Below are 23,197 nucleotides of genomic sequence, written 5' to 3' on the forward strand. Positions count from 1 at the left end.
ATATGCAAACCGTGATGAAAACCCTGCTGGCCGCCGCCGCGCTGGCCGCCCTGCATACCGCGCCGGCGCTGGCTGCCGGCGAGGCCAAGAACGTGATCTTTTTTCTCGGCGACGGCATGGGCCCGGCTACCGTCACCGCCTCGCGCATCTACCAGTATGGCGAGAGCGGCAAGCTCAGCATGGAAAAGCTTGACCGAACCGCGCGCATCAAAACCTTCTCCAACGACGCGCAGACCACCGACAGCGCGCCGTCCATGGCGGCGTACATGACCGGCGTGAAGATGAACAACGAAGTGATCTCCATGTCCGCCGACACCCGCGCCATCGAGCCGAATAAGGATGGCACCGGCAACTGCGGCGCGAACAACGGCGCGCCCGTCTCCACCCTGCTGGAGCTGGCCAAGGCCAAGGGCAAGGCCATCGGCGCCGTCACCACCACCCGCGTCACCCACGCCACCCCGGCCGCCACCTACGCCCATGTCTGCCACCGCGACGCCGAATCCGACATCATCGCCCAGGCGGTGCCTGGCGGCGCCGGCTACAACGCCAAGCTCGGCAACGGCCTGGATGTGCTGATGGGAGGCGGCGCCAAGTTCCTGCTGCCTGCCACGCAAAAAGGCGGCAAACGCAGCGATGGCCGCAATCTGCTGCAGGAGTTCGCCGCCAAGGGCTATCCGGTGCTGCAAACCGGCAGCCAACTGGCCGCCTTCGACGCCAAATCCGCCAGCCGCGTGGTGGGCATCTTCGCCAACGACCATCTGGACTACGAGCTGGACCGGGTCAAGAACAAGCTGGATCAACCGAGCCTGGCGCAAATGACCGCCGCGGCGATAGACGTGCTGTCCAAGAACGGCAACGGCTACGTGCTGATGGTGGAAGGCGGCCGCATCGACCACGCCCTGCATGGCACCAATGCCAAGCGCGCGCTGGTGGACACCATCGCCTTCGACGACGCCATCAAGACCGCGCTGGCCAAAGTCGATCTGAAAAACACGCTGGTCGTGGTCACTGCCGATCATGACCACACCATGACCATCAACGGCTACTCCAAGCGCGGCAATCCCATACACGACATCGCCCGCAGCTATGCGGACGGCCAACCGTCCAAAGACGCCAATGGCGCCGTCTACACCACACTGGTCTTCGGCAACGGTCCCAACCGCAAACCCAGCCGCGTGTCGGTCGATTCCGCCACCGCCACAGCGGATGACTATCAGCAGGAAGCGGGCATCCGCCTGTCCAGCGAAACCCACGGCGGCGGCGACGTGATGCTGATGTCCGGCGGCGCCGGCAGCAGCGGCTTCAAGGGCGTGATGGACAACACCAAGGTATTCGGCCTGGTGAAATCCGCGCTCGGCCTGTAACCCTCCCCGGCGCGCGGCCCAAGCGCCGCGCGCCTATCCCTTTCAGGAAACATCCATGAAAGTTTTGCTTATCGCCGCGCTGACGCTGTGGGCGCAGCAGGCGGCGGCCGGCTTGCCGGACCTGCAGGCCATCGTTCGCTACGAAACCGTCAGCCAGGGGGCCGACGGCGTGGAAAAAACCCTGCGCTACAGCGAAAAATGGGTGCGCCAGGGCGGACACGTCTGGCGCGAGCGGCTGGGCGCCGCCGTGCCGCATCGCCATGACGACGACGGCCACCAGCACCTGGACTTTGCCGCCGCGCCGCGCCATGTCTGGCAAGACGTAAAAGGCCAGTTGAACGTGGAATTCATCCACGCCGCCAAGCAGGAGAGAATCGTGGTGGAACGGCGCGAATGGAGCGACGCCGGCTTCGACGGCTCCTGGGCGCGCGCCAGCCAACTGGTGGATATCGCGCAACTGCGCGGCTTCGCCAAGAAAAACGCCAGCGCCGACACCATCGTCTACACCAAAGGCGGCAAGACCTTGTGTTGGAGCCAGCGCTGGCAGATGCCGCTGCGTGTGTCGCTGCAGAGCGCCGATGGCCGCCAACGCGAGACCATCACGGTGGAGCCGCAAGCGCTGCCGCCCAGCGCGCCACAGCCCTGGAAACGCAGCGCCGACTGGCCGGCGCGCGATTATCTGGATACCCTGGACTAGGGGCTGTTGACGTTTGGAGAGCGGTCGCGCCGGGATGCATTTTGCGACGAATCGAGGCGTTTCGCGCGCCGCATAGTCATTCTCTGCCAGCGCGGAACAACGAAGAGTCGGTGCAAAAGGCGCCCGGCCCGGAGGGTTTGGCCGCTTTGGGCCGGAAGCCACGTTGCCCAGCCCTTGCATAGAATGCTATGCGTCGGACTGTGCGCCTTGCTTCCGGCACAAATCGGCTCAAACGCGATCCACTCACCAAACGTCAACAGCCCCTAGGAACCCCTCGCCTGTGCGTAACGCGCGGGCGTCACGCCCGCATGCTGGCGGAAAAAAGCGATGAAAGCGCTATCGCTGGCAAACTCCAGCGCCTGCGCCACCTCGCCGGCGCCCGCGCCGTCCGCCAGCCGCTCCATCGCCTTCAGCAGCCGCCACTGCTGGCGCCACTCCTGATAGCTCATGCCGGTCTCGCGCAGAAAGATCCGGCTGATCGTCCGCTCGCATGCCCCCACCCGCGCCGCCAGCTGGTTCAGCCGCGGCGGCAAATCGCCGCGGCGCACCGCGTCCAGCCAGGAGGCCAGTCGCGGATCCGCCGGGAACGGCAGGCGCCAGTCCTCGCTGCGCGCCGCCAATAGTTCTTCGCCGAACACCTGAAGCAAGCTGGCTTGCCGCTCGTCCGCCATGTCCCACGGCCAGAACGCCATGCGCTCTATCACCTCGCGCAATAAGGGATTGACCTCCACCACCTGCAAGCCTGGCGCGGCAAACGGCAAATCGCGCTCAAAATACAGCGAACGATAAGCCACCACGCCGCGCGATTGCACGCGATGCATCATGCCGGCGGGAATCCAGGCGGCGCGGCTGGGCGGCAGCAGGCACAGGGTATGCTCCAGCTCGATGCTCATGCAGCCGGCCGCGGCAAACAGCAATTGATGGCGGCCATGGCCGTGAAGGCCAGAGTCATGCACGCCCATATCGGCGGCAATGCCGATGACCGGCGCATCGAAATCATCCGCGTCGAATGCCTGATTGGCGGCTATTTTCGCCATCTGTCCGATTTCTTATATATAAAGTCACTATCATTGTAATCAGACAAATCCGTGATCACTAGACTGGCGGTCGTCAAAAGAAAGGAAATCGACATGAAAACGACGATCCGTCCTCCGCTATGGCTGCTGACGCTGCTGATCATGTTCCCGCAGCTGGTGGAAACCATTTACAGCCCGGCTCTGCCGGATATCGCCGCGGTCTTCGGCGTGAGCGAGTCGCAGGCCTCTCAGACGCTGTCGGTCTACTTCATCGCCTTCGCCGCCGGCGTGGCGCTGTGGGGATGGCTCAGCGACCGCCTGGGCCGCCGCCCCGCCATGCTGCTGGGGCTGGCCTGTTATGGGGCGGGTTCGGCGCTGGCGCTGATCGCCACCGACTTCAACATGCTGCTGTCGGCGCGCGTGGTCGCCGCCCTGGGCGCCGCCGCCGGTTCGGCGGTGGTGCAGACCATGCTGCGCGACAGCTACGACTCCACCCTGCTGGCCCGCGTGTTCTCGGTGATCGGCGCCGCCTTGGCGATCAGCCCTGTGCTCGGCCTGATCAGCGGCGGCTGGCTGGTCAGCGGCTACGGCCATCCGGGTGTGTTTGCCGCGCTATTGGCGCTGGCCGGCCTGCTGCTGGCGCTCACGGCCCTGATGCTGCCGGAAACCCGCCCGGCCAATACCGTGCCGCCCGATATGGCCAAACTGGCCAAACTGGCCAGACGCATGGCGGGCGATGGCGCGCTCTGGCGCAACGCCATGCTGGTGGCGCTGTTCAATACCATGATTTTCAGCTACTACAGCCTGGCGCCGTTCCTGTTCGATAAACTCGGTTGGAATGCCAGAGAATTCGGCCGGACAGGAGCCGCGCTGGCCGCCGCATCGCTGGCAGGCAGCCTGCTCAACCGCAAGCTGCTGGCGCGCGGCGGACAAGCGGAGGCGCTGGTTCGCCAGGCTTGCGCGCTGGCCTTGCTGTCCGGGCTGGCCGCCTGGCTGCTGCGCGAATCCGCCTGGATCTTGTTGCCGATGGCCGGCGTGATGGTGTCCTTCGGCATCGCGCTGCCGAATGTGATGAGCCAGGCCCTGCGCCACTACCGCGAACAGGCCGGCGCCGCCGGCGCGCTGTTCGGCCTCAGCTACTACCTTCTGCTGGGAGCGATGCTGGGCCTGTCAGGCATGGTCCAGCAGCTCGGCGCGGTGCTGGCCGTCTGCGCGCTGGCGGCCTGCCTGTGCAGACCGCAAGGCCGGGTCGCTCAACCGTCCTTGCGAACCGAATAGAACAGCTGGCCCAAATACTCGCGCAGCAGGGAGTGGCATTCCTGCTGCGCGCGTCCGCCCGGTATCCACCAGAACACGCCGCCGCCATCGTAGCGGATGAAGCCGGTCGGCGCCGGCAGCACGCTCAGGCCCTGCCGTTCAAAAAACGGCGCCGCCCGCGCCAGATGCCAGCCCTGGCTGACCAATGCTATCCGCTGGACATGATCGCGCCGCAGCAGCGCGGCCGAAAATTGCGCATTTTCCAAGGTGGTGTCAGAGCGGCTCTCCACCCAGCGCGGCGTCAGGCCGTAATCCTCGCGCAGCGTGCGCGCCATCACCTCGCCCTCGGGCTCGCCGCCCAACGGTGCCCCTCCCGTCACTAAGAGCGGCTTGCCTGTCTGCCGCGCCAGATAAGCGCCATAGCGCAACCTGGCCAGCGTATCGGCCCCTGGCTCGTTGCGGCCATACTCCGGCGCCGGCTTCTTGCCGCCGCCCAGCACCACGATGGCCTCTACCGCTTGCAACTGCGCGGCGCTGGCCACGGGGTAACGCTCGACATGGCGGGCAAGCCACATCGCCGTTTGCGGGATGGACAATAGATATCCCAGCACGACGCCCAAGGCCAGCAAGCCACTGCCCCAAAAGCGGCAACGCCTGAGCAGCAGCGCACCCAATACAATCGGCAGCAGATAAATCAGCGGGGGCAGCAACAAGGCGCCCAGCAATTGGTGCCACAAGACCGTAAGGCTATACATATTCTTCCTTGCGCAAGGAGCGGTGCGCGCAAGCATACGACAGACAAGCTCCACACACCAATTCCAATATCATTTCCAGAGGACTTAGACACCGGCCAAGATAGCCTGCAGCTGGCAAAATCTTGTAGATTTGTATGCCAAAAGCAAAATCTTTAATACACATTTACTTGAGCTATCAGCATGAGCTGAACAAAATAGCGCGTCCATTAGCCGCATATGCGCTTACGGGCACTTTCGCCTCAATCAACAACATAAGGACCGCCAAAATGAAAAAATTGCTGATCGCACTCTGCGCGTTGGGCTTCGCCGCTTCCGCCTTCGCCTCCAGCGACACCCCCTGCAAGGACGACGCGCAAAAGCTGTGCGCAGGCAAGAAAGGCCGCGAGCAGATCAAGGCCTGTCTCATAGAAAACAAGGAAAAGATCTCTCCGGCATGCAAGGCCAAGATCGAAGAGAAGGCGGCGGAAAAGAAGCAATAAGCTCGTCTTAACAGCCGCCAACGCTCCGTTCGGCGGTTCACTGGCGTCAACCGCGCCTTGCCAAAACCGGCTATTTTTGAAAAAATAGCCGGATATTTCATTGGAATCCTTAAACATGAGCCACCTTCTCGCGTAATGCCCCATGCGGGGCCGGTAGCCGTCCAAGCGGCGCTTGACACCACCCTGACGCGAGATTTCTCATGCCCATCATGCAACTGCAAGGCCTCAGCCTTGCCTTCCCGCGCAAAACCTGTTTTTCCGACTTCCACGCCCAAATCAATTGGGGCCAACGCATAGGCATCGTCGGCGCCAACGGCAGCGGCAAGTCCTCGCTGCTGAAAATGCTGCTGGGCGAACTGCCGTCTGAGCCCGGCCGCATTCGCCGCGACCAGGCCGCGCGCATCGGCTATCTACCGCAAATCGTGGAACGATTCGACGAACTCAGCGGCGGCCAGCGCGTCAACCAGGCCTTGAGCCAGGCGTTGGCGGGCCACCCCGACCTGTTGTTGCTGGATGAACCGAGCAACCATCTCGACAGCCGCAACCGCCGCGCCCTGAGCCGCATGCTGCGCGGCTTTGGCGGCGCCATCGTTCTAGTGACGCACGACCTGGCGCTGCTGGATGAAGTCTGCGACAGCATCTGGCATATCGGCGATGGCCAGATCGAAATCTTCTCGGGCCGCTACGCCGATTTCCTGCGCGAGCGGGAACAGCAACGCGACGCGCTGGAAAGGGAACGCGTCGGCCTGAAACGGGAGCAGGAAGCGACACACCAAGCCCGCATGCGCGAACAGGAGCGCGCCGGGAAAGCGCGCGAGCGCGGCGCGCGTAGCATCGCCGAACGCAAGTGGGCCACGATTAAATCGCCCACCAAACTGGGGCGCGGCAACACCACGGCCGGCCGCAAGCAGGCGGAACTGGCCGAGCAGCGACGCGAATTGAACGACAGGCTCTCGTCCCTGCGCCTGCCCGAACGCATCGCGCCGCGCTTTCAGCTGACAGAAGGAGAACGCGCGACAGGCCTGGTATTGCAGATCAGCGACGGCAGCGTCGGCTACCAACAGCCCGTGATCGACCACATCCACCTGCGGCTGGCGCGCGGAGAAAGGCTGGCGCTGGCCGGCGGCAATGGCTCGGGAAAATCCACGCTGGCGCGCGCCATCGCCGGCATCGAGCCGGCGCGCCGGCTGGGCGGCGACTGGCTGACGCCGGCCCGAATCGGCTACCTGGACCAGCATTACGCCACGCTGCGCCCAGGCCTCTCGGTTCTGGAAACGCTGCGCCGATGCGCGGCAGGCTGGCCGCCGCAGCGCTTGCGCCACTTTCTCAGCGATTTCCTGTTCCGCGACGACGCAGCGGTGGAAGCCGACGTGGCCACGCTGTCCGGTGGAGAAAAAGCCCGCCTGTCGTTGGCGCTGATCGCCGCCCGTCCGCCCGCGCTGCTGATTCTGGACGAGATGACCAATAATCTGGACCTCATCACCCGCAACCACGTCATCGACGTCTTGCAGCATTACCCGGGCGCGATGCTGCTGATCTCCCACGACGCCGATTTTTTGGCAGCCGTCGGCCAGGTCGACCTCTACCGGCTGCCGCGCCGGGACTAACGGAAATAATAAAACCCCAGCAGGCGAGGCCGGCGGGGGTTTTGGCGGAAAGGCAGCGCTTATTCGCCCAGATAGGCGTTGCGCACACGCGGATCGTCCAGCAGCTCTTTGGCGTTGCCGCTCATGGTGATGCGGCCGCTTTCCATCACGTAGCCGCGCTGCGACACTTCCAACGCCAGCTTGGCGTTTTGCTCCACCAGCAGCATGGTCACGCCCTGCTTGGCAATCATCTGGATGATCTCGAAGATCTTCTCGACGATGATGGGCGCGAGACCCATGGACGGCTCGTCCAGCAACAACAGCTTGGGCTTGGACAACATGGCGCGGCCCATCGCCACCATCTGCTGCTCGCCGCCGGACAGGGTGCCGGCCAGCTGCAGCCGGCGCTCCTTCAGCCGCGGAAACAGCTCGTAGACGTGTTCGATCTCGTTCTGGATGGCTGCCTTGTCGTCACGGTAGTAGGCCCCCATTTGCAGGTTTTCCTCCACCGTCAGCTTGGCGAATACGCCGCGGCCTTCCGGCACCATGGCCAGGCCATGGCGAACAAAGTCATAAGACGGAATGGACGCCACATCCTTGCCGTCGTAAACGATATTGCCGCCGGACTTCTTCACCATGCCCACCAGGGTCTTCAGCGTGGTGGTCTTGCCCGCGCCGTTGGCGCCGATCAACGTGACCAGCTCGCCCTGGTTGATGTGAAAATCGATCCCCTTGACCGCCTGAATGCCGCCATAGGCCACTTGCAGGTTTTTGACTTCCAGAATGCTCATGCGTGGGCCGCTCCCAGATAGGCTTCGATCACTTTAGGATTGCGGCGCACTTCTTCCGGCACGCCTTCGGCAATTTTCTTGCCGTAATCCAGCACCGCAATGCGGTCGCACAGACCCATCATCAGCTTGACGTCGTGCTCAATCAGCAGCACGGTGACGCCATCTGCGCGGACCTTGCTCATCAAGGCCTTCAGCTCTTCGGTTTCCTTCGGGTTCATGCCGGCCGCCGGCTCGTCCAGCGCCAGCAGCTTGGGCTCGGTAGCCAGGGCGCGGGCGATCTCCAGGCGGCGTTGGTGGCCATAGGATAGGTTGCGCGCGCGCTCATTCGCCACATCGGCAATGCCGACGTACTCCAGCAGCGCCCAGGCCTTGGCCTCGATGTCGCGCTCCTCGGCCATGGTGCCCTTGTCGCGCAGCACGGCGCCCAAGGCGCCGGCCTTGGAACGGATGTGGCGACCCACCATCACGTTTTCCAGCGCCGTCATCTCGGCGAACAGCCGGATGTTCTGGAAGGTGCGGGCAATGCCAGCCTCGACCACCACATGGGGCTTCTGCTGGAACAGATTGTGGCCGGCAAACTCGAACTTGCCCTCGTCCGGCACATACAGGCCGGTCAGTACATTGAACAGCGTGGTCTTGCCGGCGCCGTTGGGGCCGATCAGACCGTAGATTTCACCCTTGTTGATGCTCAGGCCCACGTCGTTCAGCGCGTGCAGGCCGCCGAAGCGCTTATGGATGCCTTCGATTTTCAGCAAAACTTCAGCCATGATTAACCTTTCTGCGCAGCCGCTTCTTCTTTTGCATGCTGGAATTCAGCCTTGCGGCGCTTGGACGGCCACATCCCTTCCGGACGGACCAGCATCATCACTACCATCGCCAGGCCAAACAACAGCATGCGGGCGTTTTCCGGATCCACGATCATGCGGCCGAAGGTCTTCATCTGCAGCGGGCCGATCACGTCGCGCAGGATTTCCGGGGCGATGGTCAGCACCACCGCGCCCAGGATCACGCCAGGGATATGGCCCATGCCGCCCAGCACGATCATGGCCAGGATCATGATGGATTCCAGCAGGCTGAACGATTCCGGCGACACGAAGCCCTGGAAGGACGCGAACAGTCCGCCGGCCACGCCGCCGGACAGCGCGCCCAGGCCGAAGGCCAAGAGCTTGATGTTGCGGATATTGATGCCCATCGCCGCGGCGGCGATGTCATCCTCGCGCAGCGCCACCCAGGCGCGGCCGATGCGGGAGTGCTGCAGACGCAACGCCATGATCACCACGCCCACGGTCAACGCCAGGAACAGGTAGTAATAGAGGTAGACGCTGTGGAAGCTGAGGCCGAACAGCTCGATGGTCTGGCCCAGCGACGCGCCGCCGATGTGGATCGGGTCGATCAGGTTGATGCCCTGGGGACCGTTGGTGATGTTGACCGGCTGGTTCAGGTTGTTCATGAAGATGCGCACGATCTCGCCGAAGCCCAGGGTCACGATGGCCAGGTAGTCGCCCTTCAGCTTCAGCACCGGCGTGCCCAGCAGCACCCCGCCCAGCGAGGCGAAGGCCGCGCCCAGCGGAATGGTGAGGAAGAACAGCCAGTGGATGTCGAAGTGCGGCGAGCTGAGCAAAGCGTAGGTGTATGCGCCGATGGCGTAGAAGGCGATGAAGCCCAAGTCCAGCAGGCCGGCGAAGCCGACCACGATGTTCAGGCCCAACGCCAGCATCACATACAGCAAGGCGAAGTCGATGATGCGCACCCAGGAGTTGCCCAGCGCGCCGCCCACGACAAAGGGCAGCACCAGCAGCGCCACCGCACTGAGGGCGAACAAGGCCATCTTCTTCTTGATGTCCAGAGTATTCAGATTCATGTTTCTCTCCTCCGGATCAGGCGCGGTCGGCCATTTTTTCGCCCAGCAAGCCGGACGGACGGAAGATCAGCACCATGATCAATACGATGAAGGCGATGATGTCCTGATAGTTGGAACCGAGGAAGCCGCCGGTCAGCGTGCCGATATAGCCGGCGCCCAGGCTCTCGATGATGCCCAGCAGAATGCCGCCGGCCACCGCGCCGCCGAGGTTGCCGATGCCGCCCAACACCGCGGCAGTGAAGGCCTTCAAGCCGATCATGAAGCCCATGTAGTAGTGGGCCTGTTCGTAGTTGGTGGCCACCATCACGCCGGCGATCGCCCCCAGGCCGGAGCCGATGACGAAGGTGGCGGAGATGATGTGGTTGACGTTGACGCCCATCAGGCCGGCCACTGCGGGATTCTGGCTGGTGGCGCGCATGGCGCGGCCCAGCTTGGTCTTTTCCACCATCAAGAGCAGGCCGGCCATGATGGCCAGACACAGCACGATGATCAGGATTTGCAGCTTGGTGATGCTGGCGCCGAAGATGGACACCACGTCATGGTCCAGAATCTGCGGGAACGGAATGTAGTTGCGGCCCCAGATCAGGATGGCGACCTGCTGCAGCACGATGGAAACGCCGATGGCGGTGATCAGCGGCGCCAGGCGCTGCTTGCCGCGCAGCGGCCGGTAGGCGACGCGCTCGATGGTGAAGCCGAGCAGCATGCAGGCGGGCACCGCCACCAGGAGACCGATCAACACCAGGGCAGCCCCCGGAAGATTGATGCCCATGCCCATCAGCGTGGTGATGACGGTGATGGTGACCATGGCGCCGAACATCACCACTTCGCCGTGAGCGAAGTTGATCAGTCCCATGATCCCGTACACCATGGTGTAGCCCAGCGCGATCAGCGCGTAGATGCTACCCAGAACGAGGCCGTTCAGGATTTGTTGCAGAAATATGTCCACGTTTGGAGATCTCCTCTGTTTGTCTGCCGGCAGCTTGCGGGGGTATTCCCTCTTATTGACTGCTGCCTGTTCTGTTTGCCTGCCGCGGGCCTTGATTTTGGCTTCTGTCCGACAGGCGAACCGATTATCACCATGTATCCAATCGACTGTCAATTACGAAGACCGGTAAAATCCGCCGCCTGGGAAATTCATTTAAATTTAAATATCTAATTGATTTTATTGGATTTTACACCAAATGCTTCAGGTTGAATTTTTTCAACCGCTACCATTGGGCAAACTCTTTGCCCTCTACTGCCACTTTTACATTTCAGTCATATTGTCCATGTCTTTTATTCACATCCGAACATGCGACACCCTGCGCCGGCACCGATTGCGAACACTTGAATATGAGCATTGTTCAATTGCATACAATCTACAGTATCACTTGCTATCCATTCTTCAGGCCAATGTCGCCGTCCAAAAAATCTGCAACAAGATGTTTCCGCGCGCTGTGACATCCCGCCCACACCCGCGATGACTTGCAAAATACATGCCAATTTTGAAAATAGCCCTCGCGCGGCATAGCAGGACGATAGATTTGTTAAGCCACGCTAAGCATTTCAATGGCAAAAAGCCCGCTCCGGCCAAACGGCCGGAACGGGCTTTATGGTTTGAGATCGGATCAAACCAGCTGGAAGGGATAGACGCTGCCCAAACCCAAAATCCGGGTCAACTCGTCCAAAGCGCCGCGGCACTCCGTCAACAGCTGCGGATCGGCCAAGTCGGCCGGCGCCAGGCGGTCGCGGTAGTGGCGGTCCACCCAGCCGTTCAACGCGTCGAACAGCGCGTCGCTCATCAGCACCTTGGGATTCACAGCGGCCAGCTCGGCCTGGTTCAGCGCCACGCGCAGGCGCAGGCAGGCGGGGCCGCCGCCGTTCTGCATGCTCTGCTTCAAGTCAAACACCCTGACTTCGTCTATCGGTCCGCCGCTGGCCACCAGTTTCTGCAGATAGCTCCACACCCGCTCGCTGTTGCGGCACTCTTCCGGCACCACGATCAGCATCTTGCCGCCCGGCTTGGACAGCAGCTGGCTGTTGAACAGATAGCTCTTCACCGCCTCCTCCACCGTCACCTCGGCGCGCGGCACCTCGATGGCCGTGAAGCGGCCGCCGCGCGCTTCCAGCTTGCGGGCGATCTCGTCCAGCACGTCGGCCTGGTTGAGGAAAGCCTGCTGATGGTGGAACAGCACCTCGCCGTTGCCGACCGAGATCACATCGTTGTGGAACACGCCGGCGTCTATGGTGTCCGGGTCCTGCTGGGCATACACCACGCCGGCCTGGGACAGGCCGTGCAGCCGCGCCACCGCCTGGCTGGCCTCCAGCGTCTGCCGCGCCGGGAACTTGGCCGGCTTAGGATAGCGCATGTCGAAGGCCGCCGCGCCGAACACGAAGAACTCCACGCCCGGCCGGCCGTAGTCGGCGCAGAAACGGGTATGGTTGGCCGCGCCCTCGTCGCCGAAGTGCATCTGCGTCGGCAGCGCCTCGTGCACGGCGAAGCGGGCTTCGTCGGCGAACATCGCCTGCAGCACGCGGCGGGTGGTCGGGTGCTCGATCGAGCGGTGGAACTTGTTGTTCAGATTGGCCGGCGTGAAATGCACGCGGCCGTCGGCGGTGTCGGCCGACGGGCTGACGGTGGCCGCGTTGGCGGTCCACATGCAGGACGCCGACGTCGCCGCCGCCAGGATGGTGGGCGCTTCCTTGGCGGCGCGGGCGATCACCTCGGCGTCGCTGCCGCCGAAGCCCAGCCGGCGCAAGGACGCCACGTCGGGCCGCTCCTGCGGGGCCAGCACGCCTTGCTTGAAGCCCAGGTCGTGCAGCGCCTTCATCTTCTGCAAGCCTTGCTTGGCCGCCAACTTGGGATTGGAGACCGCGCTGCTGTTGCTGGTGGAGGCGACATTGCCGAAGGACAGGCCGCTGTAATTGTGCGTCGGGCCGACCAGGCCGTCGAAATTCACTTCATAGGCGTTCATCGTCTCTCCCTCACAGCACGATGCCCGGCGACAGCTGGGCCGGCAGCGTCAGACTGTCGCACTCCAGCGAGGCCACCGGATAGGCGCAGTAGTCGGCCGCGTAGTAGGCGCTGGGGCGGTGGTTGCCGGACGCGCCTATGCCGCCGAAGGGCGCGGCGCTGGACGCGCCGGTCAGCGGCTTGTTCCAGTTGACCACCCCGGCTCGGCTTTCTAGCCAGTAGCGGTCGTACAGTTCGCGGCTGTCGGACAGCACGCCGCCGGCCAGGCCGAAGCGGGTGTCGTTGGCGATGGCGATGGCCTGGTCGAAATCGGCGTAGCGGATCAGCTGCAGCAGCGGGCCGAAGAACTCCTCGTCCGGCCGGACGGCATCGGTGGTGTCGATGATGCCCGGCGTCAGCATGGCCGCGCCCGCTTCCAGCCGGCGCATCGCCAGCAGCGGCTTGCCGCCGGCGGCGATCAAGGCATCCTGCGCCTTGAGCAGCGCGTCGGCGGCGGCGTTGGAGATCACCGCGCCCAGGAAGGGCGCGGGCTCGGCGTCGTACTTGCCGACGCGCAGCTTGCCCGTGACGTCTACCAACCGGGCGACGAAACGGTCGCCCCACTCGCCTTGCGGCACCAGCAGGCGGCGCGCGCAGGTGCAGCGCTGGCCGGCGGAGACGAAGGCGGACTGGATCACATGATGGATGGCCGCGTCGATATCGGCGACTTCGCCGACGATCAGCGGATTGTTGCCGCCCATCTCCAGCGCCAGGATTTTGTCCGGGCGGCCGGAGAACTGCTTGTGCAACAGCGCGCCGGTGGCGGAGCTGCCGGTAAAGAACAGGCCGTCCAGGCCCTCGTGGCCGGCCAGCGCCACGCCGGTGTCCTTCGCGCCCTGCACCAGGCCGATCACGCCGGCCGGCAGGCCGGCCTCGGCCCACAGTTTGACGGTCTCCTCGGCGGTCCACGGCGTCAGCTCGGACGGCTTGAAGATCACCGCGTTGCCGGCCAGCAGCGCCGGCACGATGTGGCCATTCGGCAGGTGGCCGGGGAAGTTGTACGGGCCGAACACCGCCACCACGCCATGCGGCTTGTGGCGCAGCACCGCCTGGGCGTCGCCCATCGCCGCGGCGCGCTCGCCGGTGCGCTCGGCCAATGCCTTCAGCGAGATATCGATCTTGCCGACCATGGTGGCGACTTCCGTCGTCGTCTCCCACAGCGGCTTGCCGGTTTCCTGGCCGATGACGCGGGCCAGCTCGGCCTTGCGCTCGGTCAGCAGTTCGCCGAAGCGGCGCACCACTTTGGCGCGTTCTTCCAGGCCCATGCGCGCCCATGCCGGGAAGGCGGCGCGGGCGGCGCGCACGGCGGCGTCCACCTGGGCGGCGCTGGCGGCGCGGCCCTGCCACAGCGGCGCGTTGTCGGCCGGATTGGTCTTGGCCAGGACTTCGCCTTCGCCGGCCAGCCATTGGCCATTGATGAACAAGCTCGTCATTACGCTGCCTCCTTCGGTGTCAGCGCCACGCAGCGCACGTGATCGCCGTCCTTGACATCAAGCGCCCGCGCCAACTCCGGCGTCAGGCTGAACTCGCCTTGCGGCGCCGCGGACTCCGCCAGCACGGCGCGGAAGCCTTCCAGCGCGTCGTTGCACACCAGATAGCAGATTTTGTCGCCGTCCGGCAGCGGATCGACGACGCGCGTCGGCAGCCGCTGGCTCTCCTTCACCGCGCGGATGTCGCCGCAATACGCCTGCACGGTCGGACCGGCGTCGAAGATATCGACATAGCCCTCGTAGCGGAAGCCTTCCGACTCCAGCATCGCCAGCGCCGGCCGCGTGGCCTCGTGGGTCAGGCCGATCACCGCCTGCGCCTCCGGCGGCAGGAAATCCACATATACAGGATGCTTGGGCATCAGCTCGGCGACGAAGGCCTTCTGGCCGATGCCGGTCAGGTAGTCGGCTTCGGCGAAATCGATGGAGAAGAAATGCCGGCCCAGCGCCTCCCAGAACGGCGAGAGGCCATTCTCGTCGGACACGCCGCGCATCTCAGCCACCACCATCTTGCCGAACAGCTGCGGGAACTGCGCCAGGAACAGGAAGCGGCTCTTGGACAGCAGGCCGCCGTTGCGCTTGACGCGGTAATCCGGGTGCAGATACAGCGTGCACAGCTCGCTGTATCCGGTGTGGTCGTTGGACAGGAACAGCGTTTCGTGACGGCTGTACACGCCCAGCTCTTCCGACGCATGGACGATGGTGCCGACTCGATAGTTGTACCAAGGCTCCTTCAGGCCGACGGCGGCCTCGATGGCGCAAATGCCTGCGACTTTGCCGTTTTCCGAATCCTCCAGCACGAACACATAGCCGTGATCGGCCCGGTCCAGCTCGCCGGAAAACGACAGCACCGAACGCGCGATGCGCTTCTGCAGCCTGTCTTCGTTGATCGGCAGCGAAGTCAGCCCCACGCCGCCGCTGGCGGCACTCCTGGCCAGATCCATCAAGCCCGGCAAATCCTTGTGTGCTACGGGACGAATAAACATCATGGCCCGCTCTCCTTATGCTTGCTGCAAACCGGCCACGCGCACCGCGTCGCCGCTGGCCACGCCCAACGCCTTGGCCGCGTCCGGGTTGAGGAAGGCCACGCCGTCCACCACCGCCACGCGGGCGAAGGTGGCGGCGAAACCGGCCAGGCGATCATTGCTGAGCAATTGCAGGCTGGCTTGGGCCGGCAGGCTGGCCTGGATTTCCACCGGATAGACCCGGCTGTGCTCCACCGTTTTCAGCCGGTCCAACTCGGCGGTCAGCACCGCGCCGCCGTCGAAGATATCCAGATAGTTGTCGGCCTCGAAGCCTTCGTTGCACAACAGCTGGCACACGCGCTCGAAATTGGGATGGATCTGGCTGATGGACTGCTGCGCCTCGTCCGGCAGCAGCGGCACGTAGATCGGGTAGCTCGGCATCAGCTCGGCGATGAAGGTCTTGCTGTGGCTGACGAAGGCCTGCTCCACCTGCAGGAAATCCATATTGAAGAAGCGCCGGCCTATGGCGTTCCAGAACGGCGATTGGCCGGCATCGTCGTGAATGCCCTGCATCTCGGCGATGATGCGGCGGCCAAAGCGCTCGCGCTCGCCGGCGATGAACAGCAGGCGCGCGCGCGACATCAGCTCGGCCGCCATCGCCTCCAGGCCGCTGTCGACATAAAAACCGCACAATTGCACCGTGCCGGTCAGGTCGTGGCAGATGTTCAGCACATGGATGCGGTTGTGCACGCCCAGCGTGCGCGAGGCATGCACGGCGGTTTCGCTGCGATAGCTGTAGAACGGCTCGTCGAAGCCGGCGGAAGCGCAGATCGACGCCGTGCCGGCCACCACGCCGCCCTGCTCCAGCACAAACATGTAGTAGTCGCGGCTGGCTTCGCCGGTGGCTTCGTGCTCGAAAGCGCTGACCGACTGCTGGATGCGCTCGAACAGTTTCTCGCGGTTGCTCGGCAGACTGGTGACGCCGATGCCGCTGGCCCGGGCCAGCCGCTCGATGGCCGGCAGGTCCGAAGTGCGGACGGGACGCACAGTAAACATGGGACTTCCTCCCTGGGTTGGCGCAGCGCCGCGAAATTCCGGCGCAGCCGCAGCCGCAACCCGGCGCCAAGCGGGGTCGTGACTGCAAAATCGGGGATAAGACGACCGCGCGGGAATGCCGCGCGGCGCGTCATCACTTGGCGGACAGCAGGTCGGCGATGGCGGCGTCGAGGCGCTTCAGGCCTTCGTCGATGTCGGCGTCGCTGATCACCAGCGACGGCGCCAGACGCAACACGCTGAGGCCGGCCACCAGAATCATCAGTTGCTGCTTCTCGGCGGCCTTGAGGAAATCGCGGGCGCGGCCGTTGTATTCATCAGTCAGCACGCAGCCGATCAACAAGCCCTTGCCGCGCACCTGTTTGAACACCTTGTGCTTGGCGTTGATCGCTTGCAGACCGGCCACCAGACGCTGGTGACGCGCTTCCACGCCGGCCAGCAGCGCCGGATCGCTGATCAGCGACACCACCTTGTGGGCAACCGCGCAGGCCAGCGGATTACCGCCGTAAGTCGAGCCGTGGGTGCCGATGCCGAAGCTCTTGGCCACTTTTTCGGTGGTCAGCATCGCCCCGATGGGGAAGCCGCCGCCTATGCCCTTGGCCGAAGTCAGGATATCCGGGGTCACGCCGTATTGCTGGTAGGCATACAGTGCGCCGGTGCGGCCCATGCCGCTTTGCACTTCGTCAAAGATCAACAGCGCGTTGTGCGCGTCGCACAGCTCGCGCGCGGCCTTGAGAAACTCCGGATCGGCCGGCATCACGCCGCTTTCGCCCTGGATGGGCTCGATCACCACCGCGCAGGTCTTGTCGGAGATGGCCGCCTTCAGCGATTCGATATTGTTGAATTCGATATGGCCGATGCCGCCCGGCACCGGGCCGAAACCCTCGGTGTACTTGGGCTGGCCGCCCACGCTGACGGTGAACAGGGTACGGCCGTGGAAGGAATTGAGACAGGACAGAATCTGGTTCTTGTCGGCGCCGAAGTGGTCATGCGCATACTTGCGCGCCAGCTTGAACGCGGCCTCGTTGGCCTCGGCGCCGGAGTTGCAGAAGAACACGCGCTCGGCGAAGGTCTTTTCCACCAGCAGGCTGGCCAACTTCAGCGCCGGCTCGTTGGTGAACACATTGGACACATGCCACAGCTTGTTGGCCTGCTCGGTCAGGGCCGCCACCAGTTCCGGATGGCAATGGCCCAGCGAGTTGACGGCGATGCCGCCGGCCAGATCGACGAATTCACGGCCGTCCTGATCCCAGATGCGGGACCCCTCGCCGCGCACCGGGATGAAACCGGCCGGGCCGTAATTGGGGACCATGACCTGATCGAAGTCCGCGCGGGTTACCGAATTGCTCATTGATGGTTTTCCTTCCTTGTTCTGTCGTGCGCCGGCGCTGGTTTCAGCCGGCTGTTTTTAGTTGCTCGATCGATTCTAAAGGATGGCGGCGAGAAGTCACTATCCTGTTTGCGACACCAGCGTATAGAAAGGGACGAAATCCTTAAAATCCTGTCCAACAATAAACAGCCGGCATTCAAGATCCCCACCCGCGCCATGAGGCAACCAGCCCCTCAGCCCGGCAAGACCCAAACCAACACCCTGATGGCATAAAACGCTTTTTTTCTAGCCAAAATCACTATTTGCCCGGCCAAACAAGACTTTAGATCCACCTACCCTGATCCTGCCTTGCGCCTCCTTGCCATAAGGCTGGCACTGGTGCCGAGGTTTTGTTCGCGCCGCTCCGCCGGCAGATGGCAAACAAGCAGCATGCCGCAAAGCGAGGTCAATGCGCTGCAGCGGCCTGCATCGCCCGGCCACGCGCGCAGGCGCGGGTGCTGCAGGTCTGACTCAGCAGTCACGACGCCTGCGTGCGGCTGGCATTGGAAAACGGCAGCCTGCTGGCCGCCCGCGTGCCCAGCTACCGCTGCCCGCAACCTGGCCAAACCGTCGCCCGGCAAGAGAAAGGAGCGGCGACCTGCTTCGCCGCGCCCAACGGCTAAAGTCAGACCCTATCCTCAGCAGGAACCAAAGCTTATAAAAAAAGCCTTCTCAAGCAGAGGAGGCTTTTTATTTTTAATGCATTTCAACTGAAACTTCCCTTGCAAAGGCCAGTGTTAGCTGAGGGTGATTTCAAAGACCAAGATCAGCACCATTGTCAATAGATTGGAAAACTGCGTCTTGATTTTCAACTCACTGGGACACTTTATCGGTTAATCTGTACTTTCTCTTAAGCTCCAAAATCAGGGGTTGGTTTTTTGCTAGGAATTCATTGAATTGCTTGATTACATCGCCTTGTCGGATGCTGGAGAGCGAGAAATCATTGCTTCCAAAGGGAAGCATTTTATCAAAGACCAACGCGCCCGGCTTGTGCATAACCTCGTCCAGATAGTAATTAATGACCGCCGGGCTGGCATAGACGGCATCGTAGTGCCCAGTCATCCCCAAACTGATCACCTGGCTGAACGAATCTTCCTGATAGACCCGAATGGCTCCCTTATTGATTTTTTGCCGCATGGCTTGGTCAAGAGGCCAAGGGGTGAATCCTCTCATGGTCACGATGGCTTGAAGAGACGCTTCTGATAGCTGGTCGACTTTCTCCGGCTTCACTAGCAACCCTTCAATCACATGGATGACTGGATCGCTGTAAATGATAGATTTTCCTTTTTTCAGGTCGGCTTGCCAGTGCGGATTGTCCGGATATTTGAAATCAATTGAACTGTCGTTGAGAAAAGTATGAAACAGCCTGGAAACCGGAAGTGGCGTGTAAGTAAATGAATGGCCGGATTGTTTGGCAAATGCATCAAGCAGATCTCTGCCATATCCGAAAAATTTTCCATTGGTGCAACTATGCAGCGGATAGTAATCAATCTCTTCGACGCCCACAACAAATGCGTTGGCGGCAGCAGCGTCCATGAGCGCCATACCAAAGAATGCCATTGATATTAATGTCAAATTCATTTCACACCGCGCAGTCACGTCCATTTGGGTTAAGTTACGCAAGCCACTCCACTTGCTTGAGCCCGCTAACAAACCCCTGACCCAGCCTTACGCCTCGCTGGCTTGGGTTCTCTAACGAGCTTTTGTCAGCCGCTTTTAAGCTTGCTTATTGCTTACCACTTTAGTGCAAACGGCCAAGTTCTGGCCTAGAAAATAGCTGGCTACGATATCGAAGTTGGACTCGCCCGAGAATCGCGAACCGAGCAAGGGCTCGGAATCACAGACAGGCACAAAAAAGCCCTCCCGCATGGGGAGGGCTCGGTCTGCCTGGGGCCGGCGGGATCAGTGCTGATGCTCGTGCTCGCCATGCACATGCTGGTGGGCGATTTCCTCGGCCGTTGCCTCGCGCACATCCATCACTTTGAGGGCGAAGCGCAGGGTTTTGCCGCACAGCGGGTGGTTGCCGTCCAGCAATACGGTCGGGCCCTTGATCTTGGTGACGAAATAGTAGCGCGGCTGGCCATCCGGGCCCAGGCGTTGGATCTGTCCGCCCACCTTGATGCCAGGCGGGAAGTCGGCCTTGGGCATGGTGGTGACCAGGGCTTCGTCGCGGGGGCCGAAGGCGTCTTCGGTCGCCAGCTCCACAGTGGTTTGAAAGCCTGCTTCCTGGCCTTCCAGCGCGGCTTCCAGTTTGGGGAAGAGATTGTCGTAATCGCCGTGCAGGTAGGAAACCGGGTGCTTGCCATCGTCGTAAACCAGGCCCTGGCTATCGGTGACTTTCATGCGCAGGGTGACGGCGGTGTTGGCGGTGATTTTCATGGCGGGAAATGGCAAAAAAATGGAAGCCCGAAGGTTGGCAGTTAAGCGAATCAGTGTCAACCGAATCTCCCCTGGCTTGTCGGATGCTTATTGAGAAAGTAGCCATTTCCCATGCGGCACCCGTTGCCCCTTTGCCAATCCAGCCACCTAACCTGGCCATGCTTTTCAAAGCACGCGCCAAAGAAAACAGCGGACCAACCGGCCCGCCGTCTTTTGCCAATCCGACACCGCGCCGTCAAGCGCTCCATGCCTGATTACTGTACGGACACAGTCTCCACCCGGCCCACGCGGCTGCCGTCCTGGCTCACGCCGCGCCAGTAATCGGCCTGCACCTGCCGGCCTGGCTGATAGGTTTGCCAACTGTGGCCGTCGGTCGAGTACTGCAGCCGCGCGCCCGGCCATTCCGTGGTGACGGCATACGGCCCGCTGCCGGGCTGCACCGCCGGCATCGGCAGGCGGTATCGCACGCCGGCTTTTTCCAGCTTCGGCGCTTCGCGCCAGCCCAGTACGGCGGCAAATTGCTGCCAATCGGCGTTCAGCGCCGCCTTGTCCACCAGATGGGTGACGCCCAGCTGGTAGGTTTCGCCGGCCTGGTATGGCCGCTCCCACGCCGCCTTGTGCCAGGCGCGCTCGGCCAGCGCCAGCATGCGCGGGTAGACGCGTTGCTCAAACTCGGCATCGGTCCGTACGATCTCGCTCCACGCCTGTCCTTGCATGCCGGCAAAACGCGCCGGCGCGGCAGAGCTGGTTACGGCAAATGGCTTGCCTTGGCGGTCCGGCATCACTTCGGCGTTCTGCGCCAGGTTGTCCGGCGCGAAGCTGAACACCTTGTAGCTGTCGGTATCGCGCGAGGCCCAGTAGTAGCCGTGTTCGCGCGGGTTCAGCTCGTAGGGGAAGTCGAAGTACAGATAGTCCGGCATCGCCAGCACGGTCTTGAATCCCCTGTTGGCCAAATCGCTGGCAGACTGCGCGGCGCCCCAATACAGGGTGTCCCATTCGGTAACCAGGGTATGGGCGGTGGCGAAGTCCGACGCGCCGGCGGCGCCGTGCACGCCATCCTGCCAGGCGCCCATAGTGGCGATGCCCTGGCCGGCCACGATGCCACTGGCCTGGCGGGCGAACCTCAGCGGCAAATCATCCACGCTCTTGATTTGGCCGCTGCTGACAAGCGCCTGGCAGGCCGGAGAGCGGCCCCACGGCTTGTCCTGTTGCGCCATTTTTACCTTGCCCTTGCCCGGATCGCTGCCGCTGACATCCTGAAAACCACCGCCCAACAGGATGTTCTTGGCCTCGTCGCCGCCAAAGTGCCAGGTCTGCAGCGGCTGGCCGGCTTCGCGGTGCATGGCCGCCACCTCGGACACCAGCTTGCTGACGAAGCGCTGGCTGCCCGGCACGCAGGGGTTCAGGTAGGTGTGGCGGTCGTAAAACTGCACCGACAAGGTGTTCGATTGGTCCTGCGGGTCGAGCAGGCGGTATTCGCTGGCTGCCTGCGGCTGGCCTGCCGCCACCAACTTGCGGTAACGCGCTTCCATGGACACCACGGCGGCGCGGGCGTGCGCGGGCATGTCGAATTCCGGAATCACCTCGATGAAATGCGCCTGGGCGTAGCGCACCAGATCGATGTAATCGGCGCGGGTCAGATAGCCGCCGCCGGACTGGTTGTCCGGGCCGGAACCAAGTTGCGGCAGCAGGCAGCGGGTTTCGCTCAAGTCATGGCAGCGCCGCGCGCCGACGTCGGTCAGCTCCGGCAGGCCCGGAATCTGCACGCGCCAGCCTTCGTCGTCGGACAGGTGCAGGTGCAGCTTGTTGAGCTTGTAGGCGGCCATCTGCTCGATCAGCCGCCGCACGGTGGCCGGCTGCTTGAAGTTGCGCGCCAGGTCCACCATCATGCCGCGATACGCATAGCGCGGCGCGTCCTCCACCGTCATCGAGGGGATGGCGCCGCCGCCTTGCGGCGCCAGGCCCAACAAGGTTTGCACGCCATAAAACACCCCGGCCGCATCATAACCTTCCACCATGGCGCCCTGTTGGCCGATGGACAAGCGGTAGCCGCCGGATACGGCGATGTCTGCAGGCAGCTTGGTCCCGGCCACCATTCCCGACACCGGGACCCCATTCGCTCGCAGCCCCAACTGCGCCGCGCGCTCGGCCAGCGCCTGCCGCTGTGCAGGATCGAGCCCGGATAGATTCAGGCTGAGCCCGCTGAACTGCACCTGGCCGCTGCCCGCTTGCTGCCGCATCACCGCGGGAATGGTGCGTTTGGCCACCTGCGCGGCTGACAGCTGCAGCCCGCGCGGAACGAAGGTGTGATAGCGCTGTTCCGGCGTGGCCAATGGCCGTTGCTCTCCGGCCGGGTTCTTCCAGTTGTCCCCGGTCAGCGGCAGCAGGTAGCTGGCATCGTCGCTACTGTCATGCTGCAGCAGGGCTGGCGGCTGGCCATCCACCACCACATAAGGCCGCGGCAGCACGTCGCTTTCGTGCAGCAGCCAGTATTCGTCAATCAGCGGCAGTTCCAGCTTCTGGCCGGCGGCCAGCCCCTGGAAACCGGCGGTGGGCGCGAGCTGGTACAAGTCGCCAGTGATATGGCGGATGACGAAGTCTGGCGAATCCAGCTTCAGGATGCGGCGGATGCTGTGCAGATACAGGCTCCATCCGCTGCCGGCCGGCACGGCTTGGCCGCCCCGGTTTTCCAGAATCAGCCGGCCTTTCAGGCAGGAGGCCCAATCCGCGCCCAGGTCGGCGCAGGGCGCGCCGGCAGCCGCCCCTTTATTGGTATCCACCGCCATTGTCAGCGCCAGGCTCTGCCCCAGCGCCGCCGCATCCGGCGCCGACCAGGCGGCGGACGACAAGGCCGCCAACACAGCCACGCCCAGTAATCGTTTCAGCTTCATTTCCCTTTTCTCCTCCACAGCCAAGCGAAGCCGACCCTTCCATTAAAGGATCGGCAGGAATCCTGCCAGCGCCATGCTCGCGCCATTTGGTATTAAATTGGTATTATTGATGACATGCAATAGGTATTCGCAACGCGGCTTGATGCAAAACAAATTACCCATCGCCAGGAGCCCCCATATGCCTGGGCTTTCTGGCTCGACTCACAATTAATATTGATTCTCATTAATATTAAGTGCTAGCATGCGCCTGCTTCG

General features: G+C 63.0%; 20 protein-coding genes. 6 read left to right on the forward strand and 14 right to left on the reverse strand.

What is annotated here, in order from left to right; all coding sequences use genetic code 11:
* Nucleotides 1-2: 2 nt before the first annotated feature.
* Together BI343_RS14230 and BI343_RS14235 are read left to right on the forward strand one after the other, a co-directional pair.
* On the forward strand, nucleotides 3-1,364 hold the full coding sequence (locus tag BI343_RS14230) for an alkaline phosphatase (RefSeq protein ID WP_071110176.1): 1,362 nt from the start codon (nucleotides 3-5) through the stop codon (nucleotides 1,362-1,364).
* Between the two features lie 55 nt (nucleotides 1,365-1,419).
* Nucleotides 1,420-2,061, forward strand: a complete 642-nt coding sequence (locus tag BI343_RS14235) for a hypothetical protein (RefSeq protein ID WP_071110177.1) — start codon at nucleotides 1,420-1,422, stop codon at nucleotides 2,059-2,061.
* Nucleotides 2,062-2,324: 263 nt separating this feature from the next.
* Here the strand turns inward: BI343_RS14235 and BI343_RS14240 are convergent, their stop codons facing one another.
* Nucleotides 2,325-3,098 (reverse strand): AraC family transcriptional regulator, encoded by a 774-nt coding sequence (locus BI343_RS14240; RefSeq protein ID WP_071110178.1) that lies wholly within the window; start codon nucleotides 3,096-3,098, stop codon nucleotides 2,325-2,327.
* Between the two features lie 93 nt (nucleotides 3,099-3,191).
* Between BI343_RS14240 and BI343_RS14245 the strand changes: the two genes are divergently transcribed.
* Complete coding sequence (locus BI343_RS14245) at nucleotides 3,192-4,355, forward strand: Bcr/CflA family efflux MFS transporter (protein ID WP_071110179.1); 1,164 nt, start codon at nucleotides 3,192-3,194, stop codon at nucleotides 4,353-4,355.
* Here the strand turns inward: BI343_RS14245 and BI343_RS14250 are convergent.
* Nucleotides 4,331-5,089 carry a YdcF family protein gene (locus tag BI343_RS14250; protein WP_071110180.1) on the reverse strand — a complete coding sequence of 253 codons (759 nt, stop codon included), beginning with the start codon at nucleotides 5,087-5,089 and terminating at the stop codon, nucleotides 4,331-4,333. The genes BI343_RS14245 and BI343_RS14250 overlap by 25 nt on opposite strands.
* 266 nt (nucleotides 5,090-5,355) lie before the next feature.
* Between BI343_RS14250 and BI343_RS14255 the strand changes: the two genes are divergently transcribed.
* Both BI343_RS14255 and BI343_RS14260 read left to right on the forward strand, forming a co-directional pair.
* The gene (locus BI343_RS14255; protein WP_071110181.1) at nucleotides 5,356-5,568 is read left to right on the forward strand and encodes a hypothetical protein; all 213 of its coding nucleotides are present in this window, start codon (nucleotides 5,356-5,358) and stop codon (nucleotides 5,566-5,568) included.
* Between the two features lie 200 nt (nucleotides 5,569-5,768).
* Nucleotides 5,769-7,175, forward strand: coding sequence for an ABC-F family ATP-binding cassette domain-containing protein (locus BI343_RS14260; protein ID WP_071110182.1), 1,407 nt, complete (start codon nucleotides 5,769-5,771; stop codon nucleotides 7,173-7,175).
* A 59-nt stretch (nucleotides 7,176-7,234) separates the two neighbouring features.
* Here the strand turns inward: BI343_RS14260 and BI343_RS14265 are convergent, their stop codons facing one another.
* From BI343_RS14265 to BI343_RS14305, 9 genes are all read right to left on the reverse strand, one after another.
* On the reverse strand, nucleotides 7,235-7,945 hold the full coding sequence (locus tag BI343_RS14265; RefSeq protein ID WP_043629458.1) for an ABC transporter ATP-binding protein: 711 nt from the start codon (nucleotides 7,943-7,945) through the stop codon (nucleotides 7,235-7,237).
* Complete coding sequence (locus BI343_RS14270; RefSeq protein ID WP_043629461.1) at nucleotides 7,942-8,712, reverse strand: ABC transporter ATP-binding protein; 771 nt, start codon at nucleotides 8,710-8,712, stop codon at nucleotides 7,942-7,944. Before BI343_RS14270 ends, BI343_RS14265 begins: the two co-directional genes overlap by 4 nt.
* Before the next feature lie 2 nt (nucleotides 8,713-8,714).
* Entirely contained in the window at nucleotides 8,715-9,806 is a 1,092-nt protein-coding gene (locus BI343_RS14275; protein WP_043629464.1) for an ABC transporter permease subunit, read from the reverse strand.
* A gap of 16 nt (nucleotides 9,807-9,822) precedes the next feature.
* Complete coding sequence (locus BI343_RS14280) at nucleotides 9,823-10,752, reverse strand: branched-chain amino acid ABC transporter permease (protein WP_043629465.1); 930 nt, start codon at nucleotides 10,750-10,752, stop codon at nucleotides 9,823-9,825.
* A 661-nt stretch (nucleotides 10,753-11,413) separates the two neighbouring features.
* Nucleotides 11,414-12,760, reverse strand: coding sequence for an N-succinylarginine dihydrolase (gene astB, locus BI343_RS14285; RefSeq protein WP_071110183.1), 1,347 nt, complete (start codon nucleotides 12,758-12,760; stop codon nucleotides 11,414-11,416).
* A gap of 10 nt (nucleotides 12,761-12,770) precedes the next feature.
* The gene (gene astD, locus BI343_RS14290) at nucleotides 12,771-14,231 is read right to left on the reverse strand and encodes a succinylglutamate-semialdehyde dehydrogenase (RefSeq protein ID WP_071110184.1); all 1,461 of its coding nucleotides are present in this window, start codon (nucleotides 14,229-14,231) and stop codon (nucleotides 12,771-12,773) included.
* Nucleotides 14,231-15,274: an arginine N-succinyltransferase gene (gene astA / locus BI343_RS14295; RefSeq protein WP_071110185.1), complete on the reverse strand. Its 1,044-nt coding sequence runs from the start codon at nucleotides 15,272-15,274 to the stop codon at nucleotides 14,231-14,233. Before astA ends, astD begins: the two co-directional genes overlap by 1 nt.
* A 12-nt stretch (nucleotides 15,275-15,286) precedes the next feature.
* Nucleotides 15,287-16,306: an arginine/ornithine succinyltransferase subunit alpha gene (gene aruF / locus BI343_RS14300; RefSeq protein ID WP_071110186.1), complete on the reverse strand. Its 1,020-nt coding sequence runs from the start codon at nucleotides 16,304-16,306 to the stop codon at nucleotides 15,287-15,289.
* A gap of 133 nt (nucleotides 16,307-16,439) precedes the next feature.
* The gene (locus BI343_RS14305) at nucleotides 16,440-17,654 is read right to left on the reverse strand and encodes an aspartate aminotransferase family protein (protein ID WP_043629484.1); all 1,215 of its coding nucleotides are present in this window, start codon (nucleotides 17,652-17,654) and stop codon (nucleotides 16,440-16,442) included.
* Between the two features lie 509 nt (nucleotides 17,655-18,163).
* Here BI343_RS14305 and BI343_RS20615 point away from each other — a divergent pair.
* Nucleotides 18,164-18,295 carry a hypothetical protein gene (locus tag BI343_RS20615; RefSeq protein WP_268812249.1) on the forward strand — a complete coding sequence of 44 codons (132 nt, stop codon included), beginning with the start codon at nucleotides 18,164-18,166 and terminating at the stop codon, nucleotides 18,293-18,295.
* 190 nt (nucleotides 18,296-18,485) lie between these two features.
* On the opposite strand, the gene BI343_RS14310 is transcribed toward BI343_RS20615, so the two are convergent.
* The 3 genes from BI343_RS14310 to BI343_RS14320 form a co-directional block, all read right to left on the reverse strand.
* Nucleotides 18,486-19,295: a substrate-binding periplasmic protein gene (locus BI343_RS14310; RefSeq protein WP_139165745.1), complete on the reverse strand. Its 810-nt coding sequence runs from the start codon at nucleotides 19,293-19,295 to the stop codon at nucleotides 18,486-18,488.
* A gap of 279 nt (nucleotides 19,296-19,574) precedes the next feature.
* Nucleotides 19,575-20,051, reverse strand: a complete 477-nt coding sequence (locus BI343_RS14315; protein ID WP_071110188.1) for an FKBP-type peptidyl-prolyl cis-trans isomerase — start codon at nucleotides 20,049-20,051, stop codon at nucleotides 19,575-19,577.
* Between the two features lie 254 nt (nucleotides 20,052-20,305).
* Nucleotides 20,306-22,942 carry a family 20 glycosylhydrolase gene (locus BI343_RS14320; RefSeq protein ID WP_071110189.1) on the reverse strand — a complete coding sequence of 879 codons (2,637 nt, stop codon included), beginning with the start codon at nucleotides 22,940-22,942 and terminating at the stop codon, nucleotides 20,306-20,308.
* Between the last annotated feature and the right edge of the window lie 255 nt (nucleotides 22,943-23,197).

Origin of the sequence: Chromobacterium amazonense, from assembly GCF_001855565.1 — a bacterium.
In the GTDB taxonomy this organism is placed as follows: Bacteria; Pseudomonadota; Gammaproteobacteria; order Burkholderiales; family Chromobacteriaceae; genus Chromobacterium; species Chromobacterium amazonense.

Bases quoted from the DNA above. Each gene is read 5' to 3' on its own strand.
- astA (WP_071110185.1), bottom strand. From the start codon at position 15,274: ATGATGTTTATTCGTCCCGTAGCACACAAGGATTTGCCGGGCTTGATG.
- astB (WP_071110183.1), bottom strand. From the start codon at position 12,760: ATGAACGCCTATGAAGTGAATTTCGACGGCCTGGTCGGCCCGACGCAC.
- BI343_RS14230 (WP_071110176.1), top strand. From the start codon at position 3: ATGCAAACCGTGATGAAAACCCTGCTGGCCGCCGCCGCGCTGGCCGCC.
- BI343_RS14250 (WP_071110180.1), bottom strand. From the start codon at position 5,089: ATGTATAGCCTTACGGTCTTGTGGCACCAATTGCTGGGCGCCTTGTTG.
- BI343_RS14240 (WP_071110178.1), bottom strand. From the start codon at position 3,098: ATGGCGAAAATAGCCGCCAATCAGGCATTCGACGCGGATGATTTCGAT.
- astD (WP_071110184.1), bottom strand. From the start codon at position 14,231: ATGACGAGCTTGTTCATCAATGGCCAATGGCTGGCCGGCGAAGGCGAA.
- aruF (WP_071110186.1), bottom strand. From the start codon at position 16,306: ATGTTTACTGTGCGTCCCGTCCGCACTTCGGACCTGCCGGCCATCGAG.
- BI343_RS14320 (WP_071110189.1), bottom strand. From the start codon at position 22,942: ATGAAGCTGAAACGATTACTGGGCGTGGCTGTGTTGGCGGCCTTGTCG.
- BI343_RS14265 (WP_043629458.1), bottom strand. From the start codon at position 7,945: ATGAGCATTCTGGAAGTCAAAAACCTGCAAGTGGCCTATGGCGGCATT.
- BI343_RS14255 (WP_071110181.1), top strand. From the start codon at position 5,356: ATGAAAAAATTGCTGATCGCACTCTGCGCGTTGGGCTTCGCCGCTTCC.
- BI343_RS14275 (WP_043629464.1), bottom strand. From the start codon at position 9,806: ATGAATCTGAATACTCTGGACATCAAGAAGAAGATGGCCTTGTTCGCC.
- BI343_RS14270 (WP_043629461.1), bottom strand. From the start codon at position 8,712: ATGGCTGAAGTTTTGCTGAAAATCGAAGGCATCCATAAGCGCTTCGGC.
- BI343_RS14260 (WP_071110182.1), top strand. From the start codon at position 5,769: ATGCCCATCATGCAACTGCAAGGCCTCAGCCTTGCCTTCCCGCGCAAA.
- BI343_RS14235 (WP_071110177.1), top strand. From the start codon at position 1,420: ATGAAAGTTTTGCTTATCGCCGCGCTGACGCTGTGGGCGCAGCAGGCG.
- BI343_RS14315 (WP_071110188.1), bottom strand. From the start codon at position 20,051: ATGAAAATCACCGCCAACACCGCCGTCACCCTGCGCATGAAAGTCACC.
- BI343_RS14245 (WP_071110179.1), top strand. From the start codon at position 3,192: ATGAAAACGACGATCCGTCCTCCGCTATGGCTGCTGACGCTGCTGATC.
- BI343_RS14305 (WP_043629484.1), bottom strand. From the start codon at position 17,654: ATGAGCAATTCGGTAACCCGCGCGGACTTCGATCAGGTCATGGTCCCC.